The organism is Aliiroseovarius sp. M344, from assembly GCF_025140835.1.
In the GTDB taxonomy this organism is placed as follows: Bacteria; Pseudomonadota; Alphaproteobacteria; order Rhodobacterales; family Rhodobacteraceae; genus Aliiroseovarius.
Genome location: NZ_CP081153.1, coordinates 1,328,991 through 1,345,063 on the forward strand (window position 1 = coordinate 1,328,991; position 16,073 = coordinate 1,345,063).

The following is a 16,073-nucleotide window of genomic DNA, read 5'->3' on the forward strand; positions in this document are numbered from 1 at the left end:
TTATTGAAGTATGGGACGCCCCAATCATTCCAACGCTTTGGGACAGTCGTGATCGTTGTGGGAATTGTGCTTCTAGGGCTAAGCGCGAGGTCTATTGTTAAAGAAATCAGTGGCCGTTCGGGTGGCGATAAAAAGACACAAGTCCCTACCCGATATTTGGAATTTCACGCCAGAGAACTCGCAGGTAGTGAAATATTCTTGGTGGCTTTGGGCACCCTACAGAGTGGCTACGGCGATATCGTTTTTTGTTGGATTAACAATGGAGCTGCAACATGCTGATCCTTGAATGCCCCTATTGCGGCGTGATGGCCGATGAAACGGACCTGCATGGTGGCGGCGAGGCGCATCTGAAGCGTTTTGGCCCCGGGTCGTCCGATAACGAATTCGAGACTTATCTGTTCCACCGCGCGAACCCGAAAGGCGTTCACTTTGAACGCTGGCGGCACGTGTCAGGTTGCGGCAAGTGGTTCCACGCGGCGCGCAACACCATGACGCTCGAGGTTTACGGGACGTATCCCGCCCAGACCTATGAGCCGCCGAAAGAGCTGGTCGCCAAGATCAAGAAGAAACATCCCGAATGGGAGGGCTATAAATGAGCACGCGTCTGGCAAATGGCGGTCGACTGATCGACCGTTCGAAACCGAAAAACTTCACCTTCAACGGCAAACGTATGAAGGGGTATGAGGGCGACACGCTGGCAGCCGCCCTTCTGGGCGAAAACCAGATGCTGATGGGCCGGTCGTTCAAATACCACCGCCCGCGTGGCGTTGTTGCGTCAGGCGCGGAAGAACCCAATGCCTTGGTTAATCTGGGGCAGGGCGGGCGTTTTGAACCCAACCAACGCGTCACCACGACCGAGCTGTTTGATGGGCTCTATGCGACCTCGCAAAACCACTGGCCGAGCCTTGAGTTCGACGTGGGCGTTGTGAACAACTACGCCGCGCGTTTCCTGCCGGCGGGCTTCTATTACAAGACGTTCATGGCCCCTGCGGCCGCGTGGAAGCACGTGTTTGAACCGATCATCCGTAAATCCGCAGGTCTGGGCCAAGTGCCGACCGAAGCGGATGTGGATCGGTACGAGCATTACTATCACCACACAGACGTTATGGTTGTCGGCGGCGGTGTTGCCGGACTGGCTGCCGCTTTGGCCGCCGGTCGGTCCGGTGCGAAAACGCTGGTGATGGAGCAGACTCACCATTGGGGCGGACGTGCCCCTGTGGATGGTGGCGAGATTGACGGGCAGAGCGTTGACGACTGGATCGCGGCGACTTTGGCCGAACTGGAAGGCATGGACAACGTCACCCTGCGCACCCGCATGATGGGATCGGGCGTTTATGACCACGGCTATGCGCTGGGGTATGAACGTGTGGCCGATCACACGCCGGGCGACGATCGGCCGCGTCACCGTCTGTGGCGCATCCGTGCGGCGCAAATCGTCACGGCCACAGGTGCAATTGAACGTCCGTTGTCCTTTGCAGGCAACGATATTCCCGGCGTCATGCTGGCCTCGGCTGTGCGCGATTTTGCGGTGAACTGGGGCGTGTCCATTGGCGACCGCACCGTTGTTGTGACCAACAATGACGACGCCTATCGCACCGCGCTGGCGCTGAAGGAAGCGGGGCTTGAAGTGCCCGTTATCCTTGATGCGCGTCCAGAAGTAACTGGCCCCTTGGCTGAAGCCGCCCGCGCCGCTGGTATCCGGGTCGAACCGGGCCGTGCGATCGCCAAGGTGAACGGCAGCAAGCGCGTCACCGGCGTCTCGATCTGCCTGCAAGCAGGCGAGGGCGCGGCACTGGAAGAAATCCCATGCGACGTGGTTGCCATGTCTGGCGGCTGGTCCCCGGTCGTGCACCTGTGGTCGCATTGCGGTGGCAAACTGATCTGGGACGAGGCGCAAGCGCATTTCCGTCCCGATCCTGATCGTGCGCCCACCGGCCATGACGGTCAGCCCTTCGTGGTCACCGCAGGCTCGGCTTCGGGTCCGATGGACTTGGCGGGCGTCTTGGCAGATGCATATGACGCAGGTAAAGCGGCGGCGAAAGCCGCTGGCGGCAAGGCCATTCGTAAAGCGGGCCCGAAAGCTGGCGCGGAACAGGCGCAGCCGATGGCCCCTGTCTGGATCATGCCGCAGGGTGCAGGTCACCAGAAGCGCATGAAAATGTGGCTGGATTATCAGAATGACGTCAAGGTCTCGGACGTGCAACTTGCTGCGCGCGAGGGGTATGAGAGCGTCGAACATACCAAGCGTTATACCACATTGGGCATGGCGACCGATCAGGGTAAATTGTCCAATATCAACGGTTTGGCTGTTCTTTCTGATGCGTTGGGTCAAGAAATTCCGATGACCGGAACCACCACCTTCCGCCCGCCATACACACCCATCAGCTTCGGTGCGATTGCAGGCGAAGCGCGTCACGAAATCTTCCAGCCGATCCGTCGCACTCCGATGCACGACTGGCACGAAGAGGCTGGCGCCTATATGGAACCGGTCGGCCACTGGCGTCGCCCCTATTGCTATGCCAAGCCGGGCGAGACCAACGAGCAAGCCGTGCACCGCGAGGTTCTGAACACCCGTGAACGTCTGGGCTTGCTGGACGCCTCGACGCTGGGCAAGCTGATCGTGAAGGGGCCGGACGCAGGCAAGTTCCTCGACATGATGTACACCAACATGATGTCGAACCTGGCACCCGGAAAATGCCGCTATGGCCTGATGTGTTCGGAAAACGGGTTCCTGTCAGACGATGGCGTTGTGGCGCGCATCGATGAGGACACGTGGCTGTGTCACACCACCTCGGGCGGTGCAGATCGCATCCACGCGTGGATGGAAGAATGGCTGCAAACCGAATGGTGGGACTGGAAAGTCTATGTTGCCAATGTGACCGAGCAACTGGCTCAGGTCGCCGTGGTTGGTCCGAACGCACGCAAAGTGCTGGAAAAGCTCGGCGGCATGGATGTGTCCAAAGAAACGCTGCCCTTCATGCAGTGGAAAGACGGCACGATCGGCGGGTTTGACGCGCGGGTCTATCGCATCTCGTTCTCGGGCGAGCTGTCGTACGAGATCGCCGTGCCCGCCAGCCAAGGCCGCGCCTTCTGGGATGCGCTTCTGGAGGCCGGAGAAGAGTTCGGCGTCATGCCTTATGGCACCGAGTGTCTGCACATCATGCGGGCCGAGAAAGGCTTTATCATGATCGGGGACGAAACCGACGGCACCGTGATCCCGCAGGATCTTGGGCTGAACTGGGCGATCTCGAAGAAGAAAGAGGATTTCCTTGGCAAACGCGCGCAAGAACGCAGCCACATGACCGATCCGAACCGGTGGAAACTGGTCGGTCTGGAAACGCTCGATGGCTCGGTTCTGCCGGACGGTGCCTATGCGATTGGCGAAGGCGAGAATGTGCATGGTCATAAGAACATGATCGGGCGCGTCACCTCGACCTATTATTCGCCAACGCTGAAGAAAGGCATCGCGATGGGGCTTGTCCTGCATGGGCCAGACCGCATGGGCGAGGTGGTGGATTTTCCCACGGTGGATGGTTCGAACACAGTGATCAAGGCGCGGATCTGTGATCCGGTCTTCTATGACAAGGACGGGGAGAAGCAGAATGTCTGATGCTGTATCCGCACTGCAGGGCGCGTCATTTGACGGCTATTGCAAGGTCGAAGAGGCCGGATTGATCGGCATGATCACCCTGCGCGGTGATTTGTCGTCGGCGGGCGTCGCCAAAGCGGTGAAAGCCGCAACCGGTGCTGCGATGCCGGGGCGAGGCGAGATTGCTGTGGGCAAGAAAGGCCGTGCTGGCTGGATGTCGCCCGATGAGCTGTTGCTGATCGTCGATCACGCCGACGCCGCGAACGTGGTTGAGGCCGCGACCAAAGCGCTTGCGAAGGAACACGCGCTGGTCGTCAATGTCTCTGACGCGCGGGCTGTGTACCGTGTGGCGGGTGCTGCCTGTCGCGAAGTGATCGCCAAGCTGACGCCAGCCGATACCTCGGTCATGCAATCCGGCATGCTGCGTCGCACGCGGATCGCGCAAATCCCCGCGGCCTTCTATCTGGAAGACGACGAGACAGCAGTTCTGGTATGTTTCCGGTCTGTCTCGCAGTATGCGTTTGATCTGTTGAAAGACGCAGCCAAACACGGATCTGAAGTCGGTATGGGGTGACCTCTAGTCCGGTTGCAATGCCGGATTTTGTTTGCAACCTTTAGTTGAAAGTCGCTATTGTCAGTGCATGAAGTCATGTCTGGCAGCCCTCACCCTATGTTGTCTATCAACGTTTGCGCAGGCGGAAATCTATAACTGCGATATCAAACCCAATGGGACCGGCGATTGGCTGCCAACCCGGCTGTTGATCGAACACGAGGCCGGGGGCCAATCGGCGGATGTCTGGGATCCGCTGATTAAGTATTTTGTCGGTGCTCCGATGCAGGCCCGCGTTGCCGTTGAAAACCCCAAACGGGTCACCATCACGTGGGAGATCACCCGCCTGACCAATGCTCAAGGCGAGGGGCGGCAATACACGCCGGCACTGGCCTTTCGCGCGACCATCCTGAAGCCGTCCTTAAAACTCGTAATTCGTTCAATGCCGCGGGGATATCCCAACAGCTATCTGGGGCAGGGTGGTTGCCGGATAGAATGAGTTGGTTTGCCGCAGCTATACCTGAGGGGGTTGTGGTTCAAAACAGCACCGCGCTATCACCAACTCACTGAAATTACGTTTAAGTATCTGTCGGTTGCGACCTGTGTGGTTGTTGCGAGTTTTGCCGCTCTGGCCCTTGCGCGCGTATATGACTGCGAGGTTGTCAATGCCGGGCCCAACGAGAGCTGGGCCATCCCGCCGCCTATCGTAGTTGTGGAAGAAGAAGGCGACGTCGCCGTGATCGATGGTCTGATTCAAGAGGTGAATGGCAAACCGATAGCGGGCAAGATCGCTGTGGACAACGCCAAGCGGACGACCTTCTCATGGACTTTGGATAAGGTCAGAGTGGGGGTGACAGAATCAAACTCCGAGCGGAATGCGAAATTTGTCTATCGCCTGACCTATTTCAAAAAGGCGGCAAGGCGATCGCCACCATGAAGCCACTCCGGTTCACAAATACTTTCCGCGCCGAGGGCAAGTGTAGCGCAAAATAACTGGCGGGGCACATGTGGATTTCCGCCTTGCCCCTTGACCTTCCCCCGCCTGCTGCCCCATCTAATGGTCAACGGAAACACGCATGAACAGGGGGCCCAAAATGGCTTTTGAACTTCCCGATCTTCCTTACGCCCACGACGCGTTGGCTGCGGCTGGCATGTCTGCCGAGACGCTGGAATACCACCATGACCTGCACCACAAGGCTTACGTCGACAATGGCAACAAGCTGATTGCCGGGACCGAGTGGGAAAATAAGTCGCTGGAAGACATCATCACCGGCACCTATGACAAGTCGGCCGTCGCCCAGAACGGAATTTTCAACAACATTAGCCAGCTTTGGAACCACAACCAGTTTTGGGAGATGATGGGCCCGGGCAAGACCGCCATGCCAGGTGAGCTGGAAAAAGCGATCAAAGACAGCTTTGGCTCGGTTGACGAGTTCAAATCGCAGTTTGCCGCTGCTGGCGCCGGTCAGTTCGGCTCGGGCTGGGCTTGGTTGGTCAAGGACACCGATGGTGGGCTGAAGGTCACCAAGACTGAGAACGGTGTGAACCCGGTATGTTTTGGTCAAACGGCGCTGCTGGGGTGTGATGTGTGGGAACACAGCTACTACATCGACTTCCGCAACAAGCGTCCCGCTTATCTGGACAATTTCCTGAACAACCTCGTGAACTGGGAAAACGTGGCCTCGCGCCTGTGATCAAACGCGGGGTGCAAGCGGCGTAGCCCGTTACACCCGCCATCACGAAACATCATGGCGGTCACCCCTTGGGTGGCCGCTTTTTCTGTGCGATGACAAGGCGATGTGAAGCAGGAGCACGCGGATGAACGAGAGCACAAAAGGCGTCATGGCAATTATTGCCGCCTGCGTCGCCTGGGGCTTGTCGCCGCTGTTTTACAAACTGCTGGAACATGTTCCGCCGCTAGAGCTTCTGAGCCACCGAACCCTTTGGTCGCTGACACTGTTCGGGCTGTTTTTAGGGGCACAAGGTCGGCTTGGGGAAGTGGCACAGCTTTTGCGTGGCCGGTCGGTGTTTCTTGTGGCCATGGCCGCCATCATGATTTCGACCAACTGGGGCGGTTTCATTTTGTCGGTCCAAATCGGCATGGTGGTGGAAAGCAGCCTTGGATATTTTATCTTCCCGCTGGTGATGGTCATCCTTGGACGGTTGTTTTTCAACGAGACCATTACACGCGGCAAGGGGATCGCCCTGATCCTCGCCACTCTGGCCGTCCTCACGTTGACCTTCGGGCTGGGTGTCGCGCCATGGCTGTCGCTTCTCTTGGGCGGTACATTTGGGATTTACGGGGTTGTAAAGAAAGTGCTTTCCACCGGCCCGATTGTGTCCGTCACCGCCGAGGTGTTGTTGCTGGCGCCTTTGGCGGTCGTTTGGCTGATGGGAACCCATATTGCTGGGTGGGAGGGCATTCTGGGGCGCAATGGCGCTGTCTTTGGCCAGCACTTGTGGGACAGCGTTCTGTTGGTCACCTCCGGGCTGATTACCGCCGTGCCGCTTGTGCTATTCAGCTATGCGTCACGCCGTTTGGCGTTGTCGACGGTTGGTCTTATCCAGTACCTGAACCCAAGCCTGCAATTCACCTGCGCGGTTGCGTTTCTGGGGGAAGCGATCACGCCCTGGCACCTGATCGCGTTCCCGATGATCTGGCTGGCGCTGGCGATCTATTCGGCGGATGCGATCCGCCGGGACAGAGCGTCGCGCAGGGCCGTGATCGCCTGATCCACATCCGTCACGACGGTCACGAACTGGCGCAGGGTGTCTTCGGCAAACCCTTGATCAATCACGTGGTCCAGCAGCCCGATCAGCGGGTCCCAGAATCCCCCGGCGTTCAACAGCAGGATTGGCTTGTCATGCAGGCCCAATTGGCGCCATGTCAGAACCTCGAAGAACTCGTCCAGTGATCCAGCGCCGCCGGGCAGCACAACCACCGCATCCGAGTTCATGAACATCACCTTTTTGCGCTCGTGCATGTTTTCAGTCACGATGAAGGTGGTCAGATCGCGTTTGCCAACCTCCCATTTCAACAGGTGCTCAGGAATGACGCCAAAGGTGGCCGCGCCCGCGGCCTGTGCGGCCGCGGCCACTGTGCCCATTAGCCCGACATCACCGGCGCCATAGACCAACCGCCAGTCGTTTGCGGCCAACGCCGTGCCAAGTGCGGTCGCGGCCTCGCGATACGCCGGGTCCGACCCGAAACGCGAGCCGCAGTAAACGCAAACCGATGCGGTATGATGTGTCATGTTTGTCCCCACTCTTCAGCCGTCTGAATGATCTTTTGACCGGTGTTAGCGGGATTGCTAGAGTTCAACAAGCAGGCGCGGCGCAAAGATCGGCCGACAGGGGGCACATATGACGACAGACACAGGCAGCTCCAGCGGGGCGAAAGGGCTCTGGGTTGCGGCAGGTTCGGTACTTGCCGTCGGGATTGGTGTGGCGTGGTTTCTTTGGTCACAGAACCAGACGCCCACCGCGCAAGAGCCCGTGGCAGTGTCGCCCACACCCCTAAAGACCGAAACGCCAGAACAGCAAGCGGCGGTGCCCCCGGCAGCGGAGCAAACTCCGGCCGCGCTGGCAGAAACGCCGGCACCGGATGAGAATACCTCTGGCTTCGATGTGGTGCGAGTTGATCCCGATGGCAGCGCGGTTGTTGCAGGCCATGCAAAGCCGGGCAGCACAATTCAACTGACGCTCGACGGCGCGCCGCTTGAGGATGTGACGGTGGGCAGCGACGGCAATTTTGTGGCCCTGCTGGATCTTCCGGTGGAAGCGCCCGGCGCGCTTGGTTTCGCCGCACTGGATGACAGTGGACAGGTGATCGAAAACAGTGAAAGCCCACAAACGGTTTTGATCGCGCCGATGGCAGCCAAGCCGCCCATTGCGCCCGCCACCGAAGACGCAACGCCCGCGCCAGAGGCGGACGTTGCGACAACCACTCCCGACGCGGATATTCAGGTGGCCGCCGCGCCGCAGGTTTTGCTGGCAGACGAACAGGGCATCGCCGTTTTGCAGGATGGGACGGGTCGTCCAGCGGTGGACAACATCGTCCTTGATGCCATCACATATGACGAAACTGGCGAGGTTGCGTTGTCTGGCCGTGGTCAAAGCGGTGCTGACTTGAGGGTCTATCTGGACAATGCGCCGATTGAGGTCGGCGAAGTGTCGGAAAGCGGGCAATGGCGCGTTCCGCTGCCCGAAGTGCAAAGTGGCGTATATACGTTGCGGGTGGATGAACTGGCCGAGGACGGCTCGGTCACATCGCGCACCGAAACACCTTTCAAACGCGAGGAACCCGAACAACTGGCCGCCGTGGTAAATACCCAATCGGAAAGCCCAAAGCAGCGGGTCGAAGCTGTGACGGTACAGCCGGGATCGACCTTGTGGGCAATTGCGCGCGAACATTTGGGCGAAGGCCCGCTTTACGTCCGTGTCTTTGCCGCCAATCGCGAACAAATCCGCAATCCGGACCTGATCTACCCTGGACAGGTTTTCGCGATCCCGGATGCGGAATAAGGCCGTGCGCTTTCACTTTGACGTCTGAGAACCAAGTATCTGGACGGGGGGAAGGCGCTTATTGCGCGGCCGTCGCGCTTTCGCCGGCGCAGGCACAGATATCCGGGTCACGGGCACAGCAGTCATTCAGCAAATACGCGATCACGCCGCCAAGGGCGGCACGGTTGGCCGTATAGATCACATGGCGAGAGGCTTTGCGTGACGACAGCAGCCCCGCTGTTTCTAACTGAGACAGGTGGAAGGACAGGCCAGATGCAGACACGTCAAGGGCCGCGGCGATCGCGCCTGCCGCCAACCCGTCATCTCCGGCCGACACCAGCAAACGCACGATTTCCAATCGTGTGTCATGTGCCATCGCGGACAGGGATTTGAGGACTCGACTCTGCTCCATATTTCAAATATCGGTGAAATATTGAAATAACACAAGCCCCAGAGAACCCCGTCTGCGCGTTCCATCAATGGGCCACCAGCTAAGGTTTCGAATGGCGCCGTCCCGTATTACCTCCTCCGAAGGTCCGAAGAATGGCTGGCGCACGATCAAACGCGTCGCGCCCTATCTGTGGCCAGAAGACCAGCCATGGGTAAAGCGGCGCGTGGTCATTGCGCTTGTGATGCTTCTGGCCTCTAAGGTCGTTTCTGTCCTGACGCCATTTCTTTACAAAGGTGCGGTCGATGTGCTGAGCGGCGAGGCCACCGGCGAAGCCTGGGCGCTTGCCATTGGAGCGGTTGGCCTGACGCTTGCTTATGGCATAGCGCGGATCATGACCAACGGGTTCCAACAATTGCGCGATGCCGTTTTCGCGCGGGTGGGTCAACGCGCGCTGCGTCAACTGGCGCTTGAGACGTTTACCCACATTCACCGCCTGTCCATGCGCTATCATATCACGCGCAAAACCGGTGGCCTGTCGCGGATCATCGAACGCGGCGTGAAGGGGGTCGAATTCCTTCTGCGCTTCATGCTGTTTTCGATGGGGCCCTTGGTGCTTGAGCTTCTGATGATTTCGGCCATCCTCTTTTTCGTTTTTGATGTTTGGTATCTGGCGGTCGTGGTGGGCACGATCGGCCTTTATGTCTGGTTCACCTTCAAAGTGACCGAATGGCGCGTGCGCATCCGCAAGGAAATGAATGATCAGGATACCGATGCCAACCAGAAAGCCATCGACAGCCTGCTGAATTTTGAGACTGTCAAATATTTCGGTGCCGAAACCCGCGAAGCCGCGCGATACGATGTGGCTATGGCGGGGTATGAACAGGCCGCCCTTAAAACCTCGTATTCCTTGGCCTTCCTGAACTTTGGGCAGGCGCTGCTGATTACGCTTGGTCTTGTCGGCGTCATGGTGCTGGCTGCCATTGGCGTGCAGGCGGGCGACTTGACCGTTGGCGATTTTGTCATGGTTAATGCCTACATGATCCAGATCACCATGCCGTTGAATTTCCTTGGCACCGTTTATCGTGAAATCCGCCAGTCGCTGGTCGATATGGGAGAGATGTTTGACCTGCTTGAACAACCCGCCGAGGTGACGGACAGGACCGGCGCGCCTGACATCAACGTCACAGGCGGCGCGTTGCAGTTCACAGACCTGCAGTTCGGATATGACGCCGAACGGCCAATCTTGAAAGGCGTGTCGATTGATGTGCCTGCGGGCAAGACAGTTGCCATTGTCGGCCCGTCCGGGTCGGGCAAGTCCACCATTGGGCGGCTTCTGTTCCGGTTTTATGATGTGAGCGGCGGCAGCCTGAAGATCGATGGACAAGATGTGCGCGACGTGACGCAGGACAGCCTGCACGGCGTTATCGGCGTTGTGCCGCAGGATACGGTGCTGTTCAACGACAGTGTCTATTATAACATCGCCTATGGTCGCCCCGAGGCCAGCCGGGACGAGGTCGAGGGCGCTGCAAAAGCCGCCAAGATCCATGATTTCATCAAAAGCCTTCCCGAAGGCTATCAGACACAAGTGGGCGAACGCGGTCTGAAATTGTCAGGCGGTGAAAAACAACGTGTCGGCATCGCGCGCACGCTTTTGAAAAATCCACCTATCTTGTTGCTGGACGAAGCGACCTCAGCTTTGGACACCCAGACCGAACGCGACATTCAGGAAAGCCTGCGTGAAATGGGGCAGGGGCGTACGGTGATCACCATCGCGCACCGCCTCTCGACCATCGTGGATGCGGACGAGATCATCGTTCTGGAAGCGGGCGAAGTCGTCGAGCGTGGCAGCCATGACGCGCTGTTGGATAAAGGCGGGCGTTATGCCGCCATGTGGGCGCGCCAAGCCAGCGAAGAAGACGCCACTGACATCGCCGCTGCCTGAGCAACAGAGCCAGTTTGCAGATCACTCTGCGGCCCGAAGCGGTGGTTTGCCGCGGCCTTTTGAGGGCTTTGCCTCAGCCTCAGCCTCACCTTCGGAAACCGGCGTGGCGTCATCCTGACCAACCATGTCGCTCTGGCCTGTGTCTGGCGCGCCGTCCAGATCGCTTTCTGTGACCCACAACACCTCGTGGATTGGCTGCTTGCGCGCGGCCTTTTCAAGCGCCACATCACGCGCCGTCTGACCAGACCGCTGGGCCAAGGCCCGCAACCCGTTGGCCGAGCGATAGGCACCCGCTGACAGCCACACTCGCAACGCCAACATAGACGGCGTGAAGATCAACGTCAGTACGGTCGCGATCCCCAGCCCAAAGACCACGGCGGTTGCCAGTTGCTTCCACCAAAGGGCCGTTGGCGCGTCGATCGAATAGCCGCCGTTGAAGAAATCCAGCGACAGCCCGAACATCATAGGTGCCAGACCTGCCATGGTGGTGATCGTGGTCAGCAGCACCGGACGAATGCGGGCTTCAGCGGTGCGGGTGATCGCTTCGATCTTCGGCATATAGCGCGAATAGTCCTGATAGGTGTCGATCAGAACGATGTTGTTGTTCACCACGATCCCCGCCAGCGCGACGATCCCTGTGCCGGTCATGATGATCGAGAATGGCTGCTGCATCACCATCATCCCAACCAAAACGCCGGTTGTGGACAGAACCACTGCCAGCAGCACCAGAACCGAGTTGTACAGGCTGTTGAACTGCGCCAGCAGGATGATGAACATCAACCCAAGTGCGCCAATGAAGGCCTGCCCAAGGAACGCTTGGCTTTCGGCTTGATCTTCCTGATCACCGGTCCATTCATAGGTCACTCCTGCGGGCAAATCGGTGCTTTCAATCCAGGCGGTCAGGCTCGCGATCCGGTCGCCGGGGGTGACTGGTGTGCGGGTCAGATCCGCGCCATTTTCGGTTGCCATGATCCGGTCGGCCTCATCCACATTGAAAAATTGTTCCGCGCCGTCGGAATCCGTCAAACGAACAAGTCCATCCTGCACACCTGCCTTCACATCGAAATATCGACTTTGATCCACGCGGTCGATTTGCGCAAGGCTGGGCACTGGCTTGCGGGTGACGAAGTTGGACAGGGGGACAAGCCCAGTCGTGGTGCGCAGCTTCAGACCATCCAGCGTCGACAATACGCGGTCTTTCTTCGGCAACCGCACCCGAATTTCGATTTCCTCGTCCGAGCTGTCGACCCGCATCGTATCGAGCAGGATGCCGTTGGTGACAAGTTGCACCATGCCTCCCACTGTGGCGACGTCCGTACCATACCGCCCAGCTTCCTCGACATCGACCTTGAGCTGCCAGTCGATACCGGGCAGCGGCATCGTGTCTTCAATGGCGGTCAGCCCGGGGGTTGCATTGAACTGGGCGATGGCGGCGCTGGTGACCTGCTCCAGCACATCCCAATCGTCCCCTTTTATGCGCAGGTGCACCGGCTTAGCCGACGCCGGGCCACGGTTCAGGTTCAATACCTCTGTTTTGATGCCGGGCAGGGTGGTCAGGCGTTCCTCTAGTGCGGCCATGACCGCATCCCCATCGAATTCAGGATCAATCTCGGTCGTCGTGAAGGGGATCAGGCCAAATAGGGGGGCGTCCTTCTCGATCGAGGGGCGATCTGACCATGCCACAAGCTCGATCTGCAACTGCCCGATACTGTCGCGCGGCCCCATCGCCCCGCCGGTGTTCTGGTTCAACCCGCCCGCGCCGGCGAACGCAAACACACTTTCAATGCCCTTGGTTGACAGCGCAATCTCTTCGGCTTGCCGGACCATTTCGTCCTTTTCCTGAAGGCTCAGGTTGCCACGGGCGCGCACATAGACGATGGCCTGTTCGGGTTCGCTATCGGCAAAGAACTCGACCCCCAGATTGTTTCGGCCATACAGCATGAAGGTCGAGACCACAAAGCCGATGACCAGCGCGATGGAGACAATTGGCATGATCGGATTGCCCGAAATAAAGTGGATCAGGTGACCAAACCATGTCCGGCGATAGCCGCCTTTCACCCTCTTTGCTTCCCGATGCCAGCTGAGCGACCCAAGCGTGGTGGACGTCGCGAATGCCCCTATCAGGAACATCACTGCGCCGGGTAGGATGGCCATGGCCCCTTCAAAGGGTGGCTTTCCACCGAACAGGTAGCCGGGGTTGAGAAGCTGAAACGCCGAAAGGAAAAGAACATAAGCCGAAGGCAGGACCAGCATGATCCGCACCCAAACGGGCAATCCGCGCAGCGCGCCTGACAAAAAGCCGATGGTGCGGCTGATCCGGCCCGACACACCGCCGACAACCGGCAGATAAACCAGCGCCACCAGAAGCGACGCTGACAGCACATAGATCAGCGTTTTGGGCAGCCACCCCATGAACTGGCCCGGGATGCCCGGCCAGAACAGCATGGGCAGGAAGGCGCAGAGCGTCGTGGCGGTTGAGCTGACAATGGGCCAGAACATCCGTTTCGCGGCGGCGGTATAAGCCGCCATTGGACCCACACCTTGGCTGATCTTCTTGTCTGCGTATTCCACAACCACAATGGCCCCGTCGACCAGCATCCCGACCGCAAGGATCAGACCAAACATTACGATGTTCGAAATCGTGACGCCAAGCGCGCCGAACAGCGCGAAGGTCAGAAGGAAGGATGTCGGGATCGCAAAGCCCACCAGCAATGCGGGCCGGGTGCCAAGCGCGCCCAGCACGACAATCATCACCAGCGCAATGGCCGTAATGACCGAACCTTCAAGCTGGCGCACCATGCTGTCGACAACATAACTTTGGTCGTTCGACGTGCCGATTTTCACCGCCTGCCTAAGTTCAGCAGGCCATTCGTCGCGCGTTTGATCGACCAGATCGCGCACCTCAGCGGCGGTATCGATCAAGTTGAACCCTTTGCGCTTCACCACCTGCAACGCCACGGTCGTATCGCCGTTGAAGCGGGCCGTGCCTTCACGATCTTCAAAGGTCAGCCGGATTGTCGCCAAATCGCCCAGCGTCACGACGCTGTCATCGTTTACCTTCACCGGAAGGTCATACACATCCTGCACCTCGTCGAAGGACGAGGGGATCTTGACAGCTGTCGACCCCGTGGCGGTTTTGATGTCGCCTGCGGCAATCAACTGGTTGTTGTTCTGCACCACCCGGATCAGCTCGCCTGCGGTCACGTTATAGGCTTCAAGCTTCAGCGGGTCGATTTCGACCTCGAGCATTTCATCGCGATACCCGGCCAACGAGGCTTCCAGAACTGCATCAAGTGCTTCCAGCTTGTCTTGAAGTTCGCGCGCCAGCCGTACCAATGTGCGTTCGGGGACGTTGCCGGTTAGGTTCACAATGATGATCGGAAATTCCGAAAAGTTGATCTCGTTGACAGAATAGCTGTCGAACCCTGTCGGGAAGCTTCCTTCGGCCGAATTCATGGCGTCACGGACATCCGCCATGACGTTGGTCTTGTCCCAGCCAAACTCAAATTCCAGTGCGACCCCGGCATAGCCTTCGGCAGCCGTGCCCGACATGGTTTTCAGACCATCAATGTCTGCCAGCTCTGTTTCCATCGGGCGCAAGAGCAGCTGTTCTGCGTCTGCTGCAGAAATGCCGGGGAACGGCACAGACACGAACAACGCCGGGATTTCAATATCCGGCTCACCTTCCTTGGGCAGGCTGACATAGGCGATCGCACCGGCCAGGACCGACAGGATCACGAAGGCTATGACCATCCGGGCCCGATCAGCGGCCCAGTCGACGATACCGATCATATGCCGGGCTCCTGATAGGTGGGTTCGACCGCAACGCCGTCGGTGACATAATGATGGCCGATGACAATCACGTCGGCTGTGTCGGCAAGTCCGGTGACCCATACGCCATCTACGCTGTCGCGGACCATTGAAACGGGTGCGAAGCCAGTCAACTTGTCCTTGGTTACGATCCGCACGCCCAGACGACCATTGTCATCCAGCGTCAGGGCGCTTTGGGGCAGCAGGTGGGCGGGCAAGCCGTTGCCGGTGATGACCACCTCGGCAGTCTGACCCGCACGCACGACCGGGGCGCCTTGGTCTTGTGTGACCTCAACATCGACGCGGAAGGTCCGGGTTACAGGATCGGCGGTGTCGGCCACAAAGGTCACAACGCCAGTCAGCGCGCCGCCGGACGCAAGGCGCACATTGGCGGCCAATCCGGTTCTGAGTTGATCGACCTGAAGTTCAGACACATTTCCGACAACCCGCGCGGGGTCATATTGCACCAGCGTCGCACAGACAGCGCCCGGCTGGAGAAGCGTGCCAATATCCGCGCTGTCCGTCTCCAGCGTGCCGGGGAAGGGTGCGCGGATATCCAAGCGCTCAATCTCACGCTCTGCAGCGGCGACGGCGGCTTCTGCGGACTGGATCATGGCGCCAGAGCTGGCCGCACCGGATTGGGCGGCGATAAACCCGGCCCGGGCTGTTTCAACAGACGCTTTGGTGTTTGCCACGCGTGTATCCGAGGCAAAGCCGCCCGCCGACAGCTTGGTCGCTGCTGTCAGGTTGAATGTTGCCTCGTCCAGACGGGCCTGCGCTTCGATCACGCGCGCCTCTGCTTCGGGTGCGCGCGCTTTTGCCTCTGCCAGTCGGGCCGTGGCTTCGGCTAAGCTGGCTTCGCGCGTGCCAGCGTCCAGACGACACAAGACATCGCCTGCCTCGACAGGGCTGCCTTTCGCGATCTTGGTGGATATGACCTGACCAGTGGTTTCCGCACGCAGCTCGACGCGCCGGTTGGCCTCGGTCCGGCCCCTCAGCAGGACGGGCATCTCGATCTCGCGGGCCACACTGCGCAGGGCCACCACAGACACGCCCTTGGACGGTGCCTCTTCGGTGTCATCAAACGCCTGTGTTTGCACGGCGGCTGGGGCCTCGGGGCTACCGGCTGCTGTTTCCAGCGTGTCGCGCTGAAACACCAGCATGAACAGGCCTGCTACCACAAGGATCGCGGTGATTATTGGGAAGAGGCGCATAAGATTTCCTGCCAGTGTTAATCAATGTGCCGAAAGATAGGCCGAGTTCCCCCTGCGAACAAGTGTGGCTTCCC

General features: G+C 59.1%; 13 protein-coding genes. 9 read left to right on the top strand and 4 right to left on the bottom strand.

Translation table 11 applies throughout. From position 1 onward, the window contains the following. Window positions 1-272 precede the first annotated feature (272 nt). The 7 genes from K3556_RS06510 to rarD all read left to right on the top strand — a co-directional run bounded on the left by K3556_RS06510 (window position 273) and on the right by rarD (window position 6,872). The gene (locus tag K3556_RS06510; protein WP_260518908.1) at window positions 273-596 is read left to right on the top strand and encodes a sarcosine oxidase subunit delta; all 324 of its coding nucleotides are present in this window, start codon (window positions 273-275) and stop codon (window positions 594-596) included. Continuing rightward, window positions 593-3,610 carry a sarcosine oxidase subunit alpha family protein gene (locus K3556_RS06515; protein ID WP_260518909.1) on the top strand — a complete coding sequence of 1,006 codons (3,018 nt, stop codon included), beginning with the start codon at window positions 593-595 and terminating at the stop codon, window positions 3,608-3,610. The genes K3556_RS06510 and K3556_RS06515 overlap by 4 nt, the downstream gene beginning before the upstream one ends. Then, entirely contained in the window at window positions 3,603-4,163 is a 561-nt protein-coding gene (locus tag K3556_RS06520) for a sarcosine oxidase subunit gamma (protein WP_260518910.1), read from the top strand. Before K3556_RS06515 ends, K3556_RS06520 begins: the two co-directional genes overlap by 8 nt. A 67-nt stretch (window positions 4,164-4,230) precedes the next feature. After that, window positions 4,231-4,638 carry a hypothetical protein gene (locus tag K3556_RS06525; protein WP_260518911.1) on the top strand — a complete coding sequence of 136 codons (408 nt, stop codon included), beginning with the start codon at window positions 4,231-4,233 and terminating at the stop codon, window positions 4,636-4,638. 6 nt (window positions 4,639-4,644) lie between these two features. Next, complete coding sequence (locus K3556_RS06530) at window positions 4,645-5,076, top strand: hypothetical protein (protein WP_260518912.1); 432 nt, start codon at window positions 4,645-4,647, stop codon at window positions 5,074-5,076. Window positions 5,077-5,233: 157 nt separating this feature from the next. Continuing rightward, complete coding sequence (locus K3556_RS06535) at window positions 5,234-5,833, top strand: superoxide dismutase (RefSeq protein WP_260518913.1); 600 nt, start codon at window positions 5,234-5,236, stop codon at window positions 5,831-5,833. Window positions 5,834-5,957: 124 nt separating this feature from the next. Then, entirely contained in the window at window positions 5,958-6,872 is a 915-nt protein-coding gene (gene rarD / locus K3556_RS06540) for an EamA family transporter RarD (RefSeq protein ID WP_260518914.1), read from the top strand. Here rarD and K3556_RS06545 read toward each other — a convergent pair. Continuing rightward, window positions 6,815-7,393 (bottom strand): TIGR00730 family Rossman fold protein, encoded by a 579-nt coding sequence (locus tag K3556_RS06545; RefSeq protein WP_260518915.1) that lies wholly within the window; start codon window positions 7,391-7,393, stop codon window positions 6,815-6,817. The genes rarD and K3556_RS06545 overlap by 58 nt on opposite strands. A 109-nt stretch (window positions 7,394-7,502) precedes the next feature. On the opposite strand from K3556_RS06545, the gene K3556_RS06550 reads away from it, so the two are divergent. Beyond that, window positions 7,503-8,663 (top strand): LysM peptidoglycan-binding domain-containing protein, encoded by a 1,161-nt coding sequence (locus tag K3556_RS06550; protein ID WP_260518916.1) that lies wholly within the window; start codon window positions 7,503-7,505, stop codon window positions 8,661-8,663. Between the two features lie 58 nt (window positions 8,664-8,721). Here K3556_RS06550 and K3556_RS06555 read toward each other — a convergent pair whose 3' ends face one another. Then, window positions 8,722-9,054, bottom strand: a complete 333-nt coding sequence (locus tag K3556_RS06555; RefSeq protein ID WP_260518917.1) for a helix-turn-helix transcriptional regulator — start codon at window positions 9,052-9,054, stop codon at window positions 8,722-8,724. A gap of 91 nt (window positions 9,055-9,145) precedes the next feature. Between K3556_RS06555 and K3556_RS06560 the strand changes: the two genes are divergently transcribed. Next, window positions 9,146-10,975: an ABC transporter ATP-binding protein/permease gene (locus K3556_RS06560; RefSeq protein ID WP_260518918.1), complete on the top strand. Its 1,830-nt coding sequence runs from the start codon at window positions 9,146-9,148 to the stop codon at window positions 10,973-10,975. A gap of 21 nt (window positions 10,976-10,996) precedes the next feature. Here the strand turns inward: K3556_RS06560 and K3556_RS06565 are convergent, their stop codons facing one another. Continuing rightward, window positions 10,997-14,767 carry an efflux RND transporter permease subunit gene (locus K3556_RS06565; protein ID WP_260518919.1) on the bottom strand — a complete coding sequence of 1,257 codons (3,771 nt, stop codon included), beginning with the start codon at window positions 14,765-14,767 and terminating at the stop codon, window positions 10,997-10,999. Beyond that, complete coding sequence (locus tag K3556_RS06570) at window positions 14,764-15,999, bottom strand: efflux RND transporter periplasmic adaptor subunit (RefSeq protein WP_260518920.1); 1,236 nt, start codon at window positions 15,997-15,999, stop codon at window positions 14,764-14,766. Before K3556_RS06570 ends, K3556_RS06565 begins: the two co-directional genes overlap by 4 nt. Window positions 16,000-16,073: the final 74 nt, after the last annotated feature.

What these genes read in the sequence shown, in the direction of transcription:
- K3556_RS06555 (WP_260518917.1), bottom strand. Translation starts at nt 9,054, where the DNA reads ATGGAGCAGAGTCGAGTCCTCAAATCCCTGTCCGCGATGGCACATGAC.
- K3556_RS06510 (WP_260518908.1), top strand. Translation starts at nt 273, where the DNA reads ATGCTGATCCTTGAATGCCCCTATTGCGGCGTGATGGCCGATGAAACG.
- K3556_RS06570 (WP_260518920.1), bottom strand. Translation starts at nt 15,999, where the DNA reads ATGCGCCTCTTCCCAATAATCACCGCGATCCTTGTGGTAGCAGGCCTG.
- rarD (WP_260518914.1), top strand. Translation starts at nt 5,958, where the DNA reads ATGAACGAGAGCACAAAAGGCGTCATGGCAATTATTGCCGCCTGCGTC.
- K3556_RS06515 (WP_260518909.1), top strand. Translation starts at nt 593, where the DNA reads ATGAGCACGCGTCTGGCAAATGGCGGTCGACTGATCGACCGTTCGAAA.
- K3556_RS06520 (WP_260518910.1), top strand. Translation starts at nt 3,603, where the DNA reads ATGTCTGATGCTGTATCCGCACTGCAGGGCGCGTCATTTGACGGCTAT.
- K3556_RS06565 (WP_260518919.1), bottom strand. Translation starts at nt 14,767, where the DNA reads ATGATCGGTATCGTCGACTGGGCCGCTGATCGGGCCCGGATGGTCATA.
- K3556_RS06525 (WP_260518911.1), top strand. Translation starts at nt 4,231, where the DNA reads ATGAAGTCATGTCTGGCAGCCCTCACCCTATGTTGTCTATCAACGTTT.
- K3556_RS06550 (WP_260518916.1), top strand. Translation starts at nt 7,503, where the DNA reads ATGACGACAGACACAGGCAGCTCCAGCGGGGCGAAAGGGCTCTGGGTT.
- K3556_RS06535 (WP_260518913.1), top strand. Translation starts at nt 5,234, where the DNA reads ATGGCTTTTGAACTTCCCGATCTTCCTTACGCCCACGACGCGTTGGCT.
- K3556_RS06545 (WP_260518915.1), bottom strand. Translation starts at nt 7,393, where the DNA reads ATGACACATCATACCGCATCGGTTTGCGTTTACTGCGGCTCGCGTTTC.
- K3556_RS06560 (WP_260518918.1), top strand. Translation starts at nt 9,146, where the DNA reads ATGGCGCCGTCCCGTATTACCTCCTCCGAAGGTCCGAAGAATGGCTGG.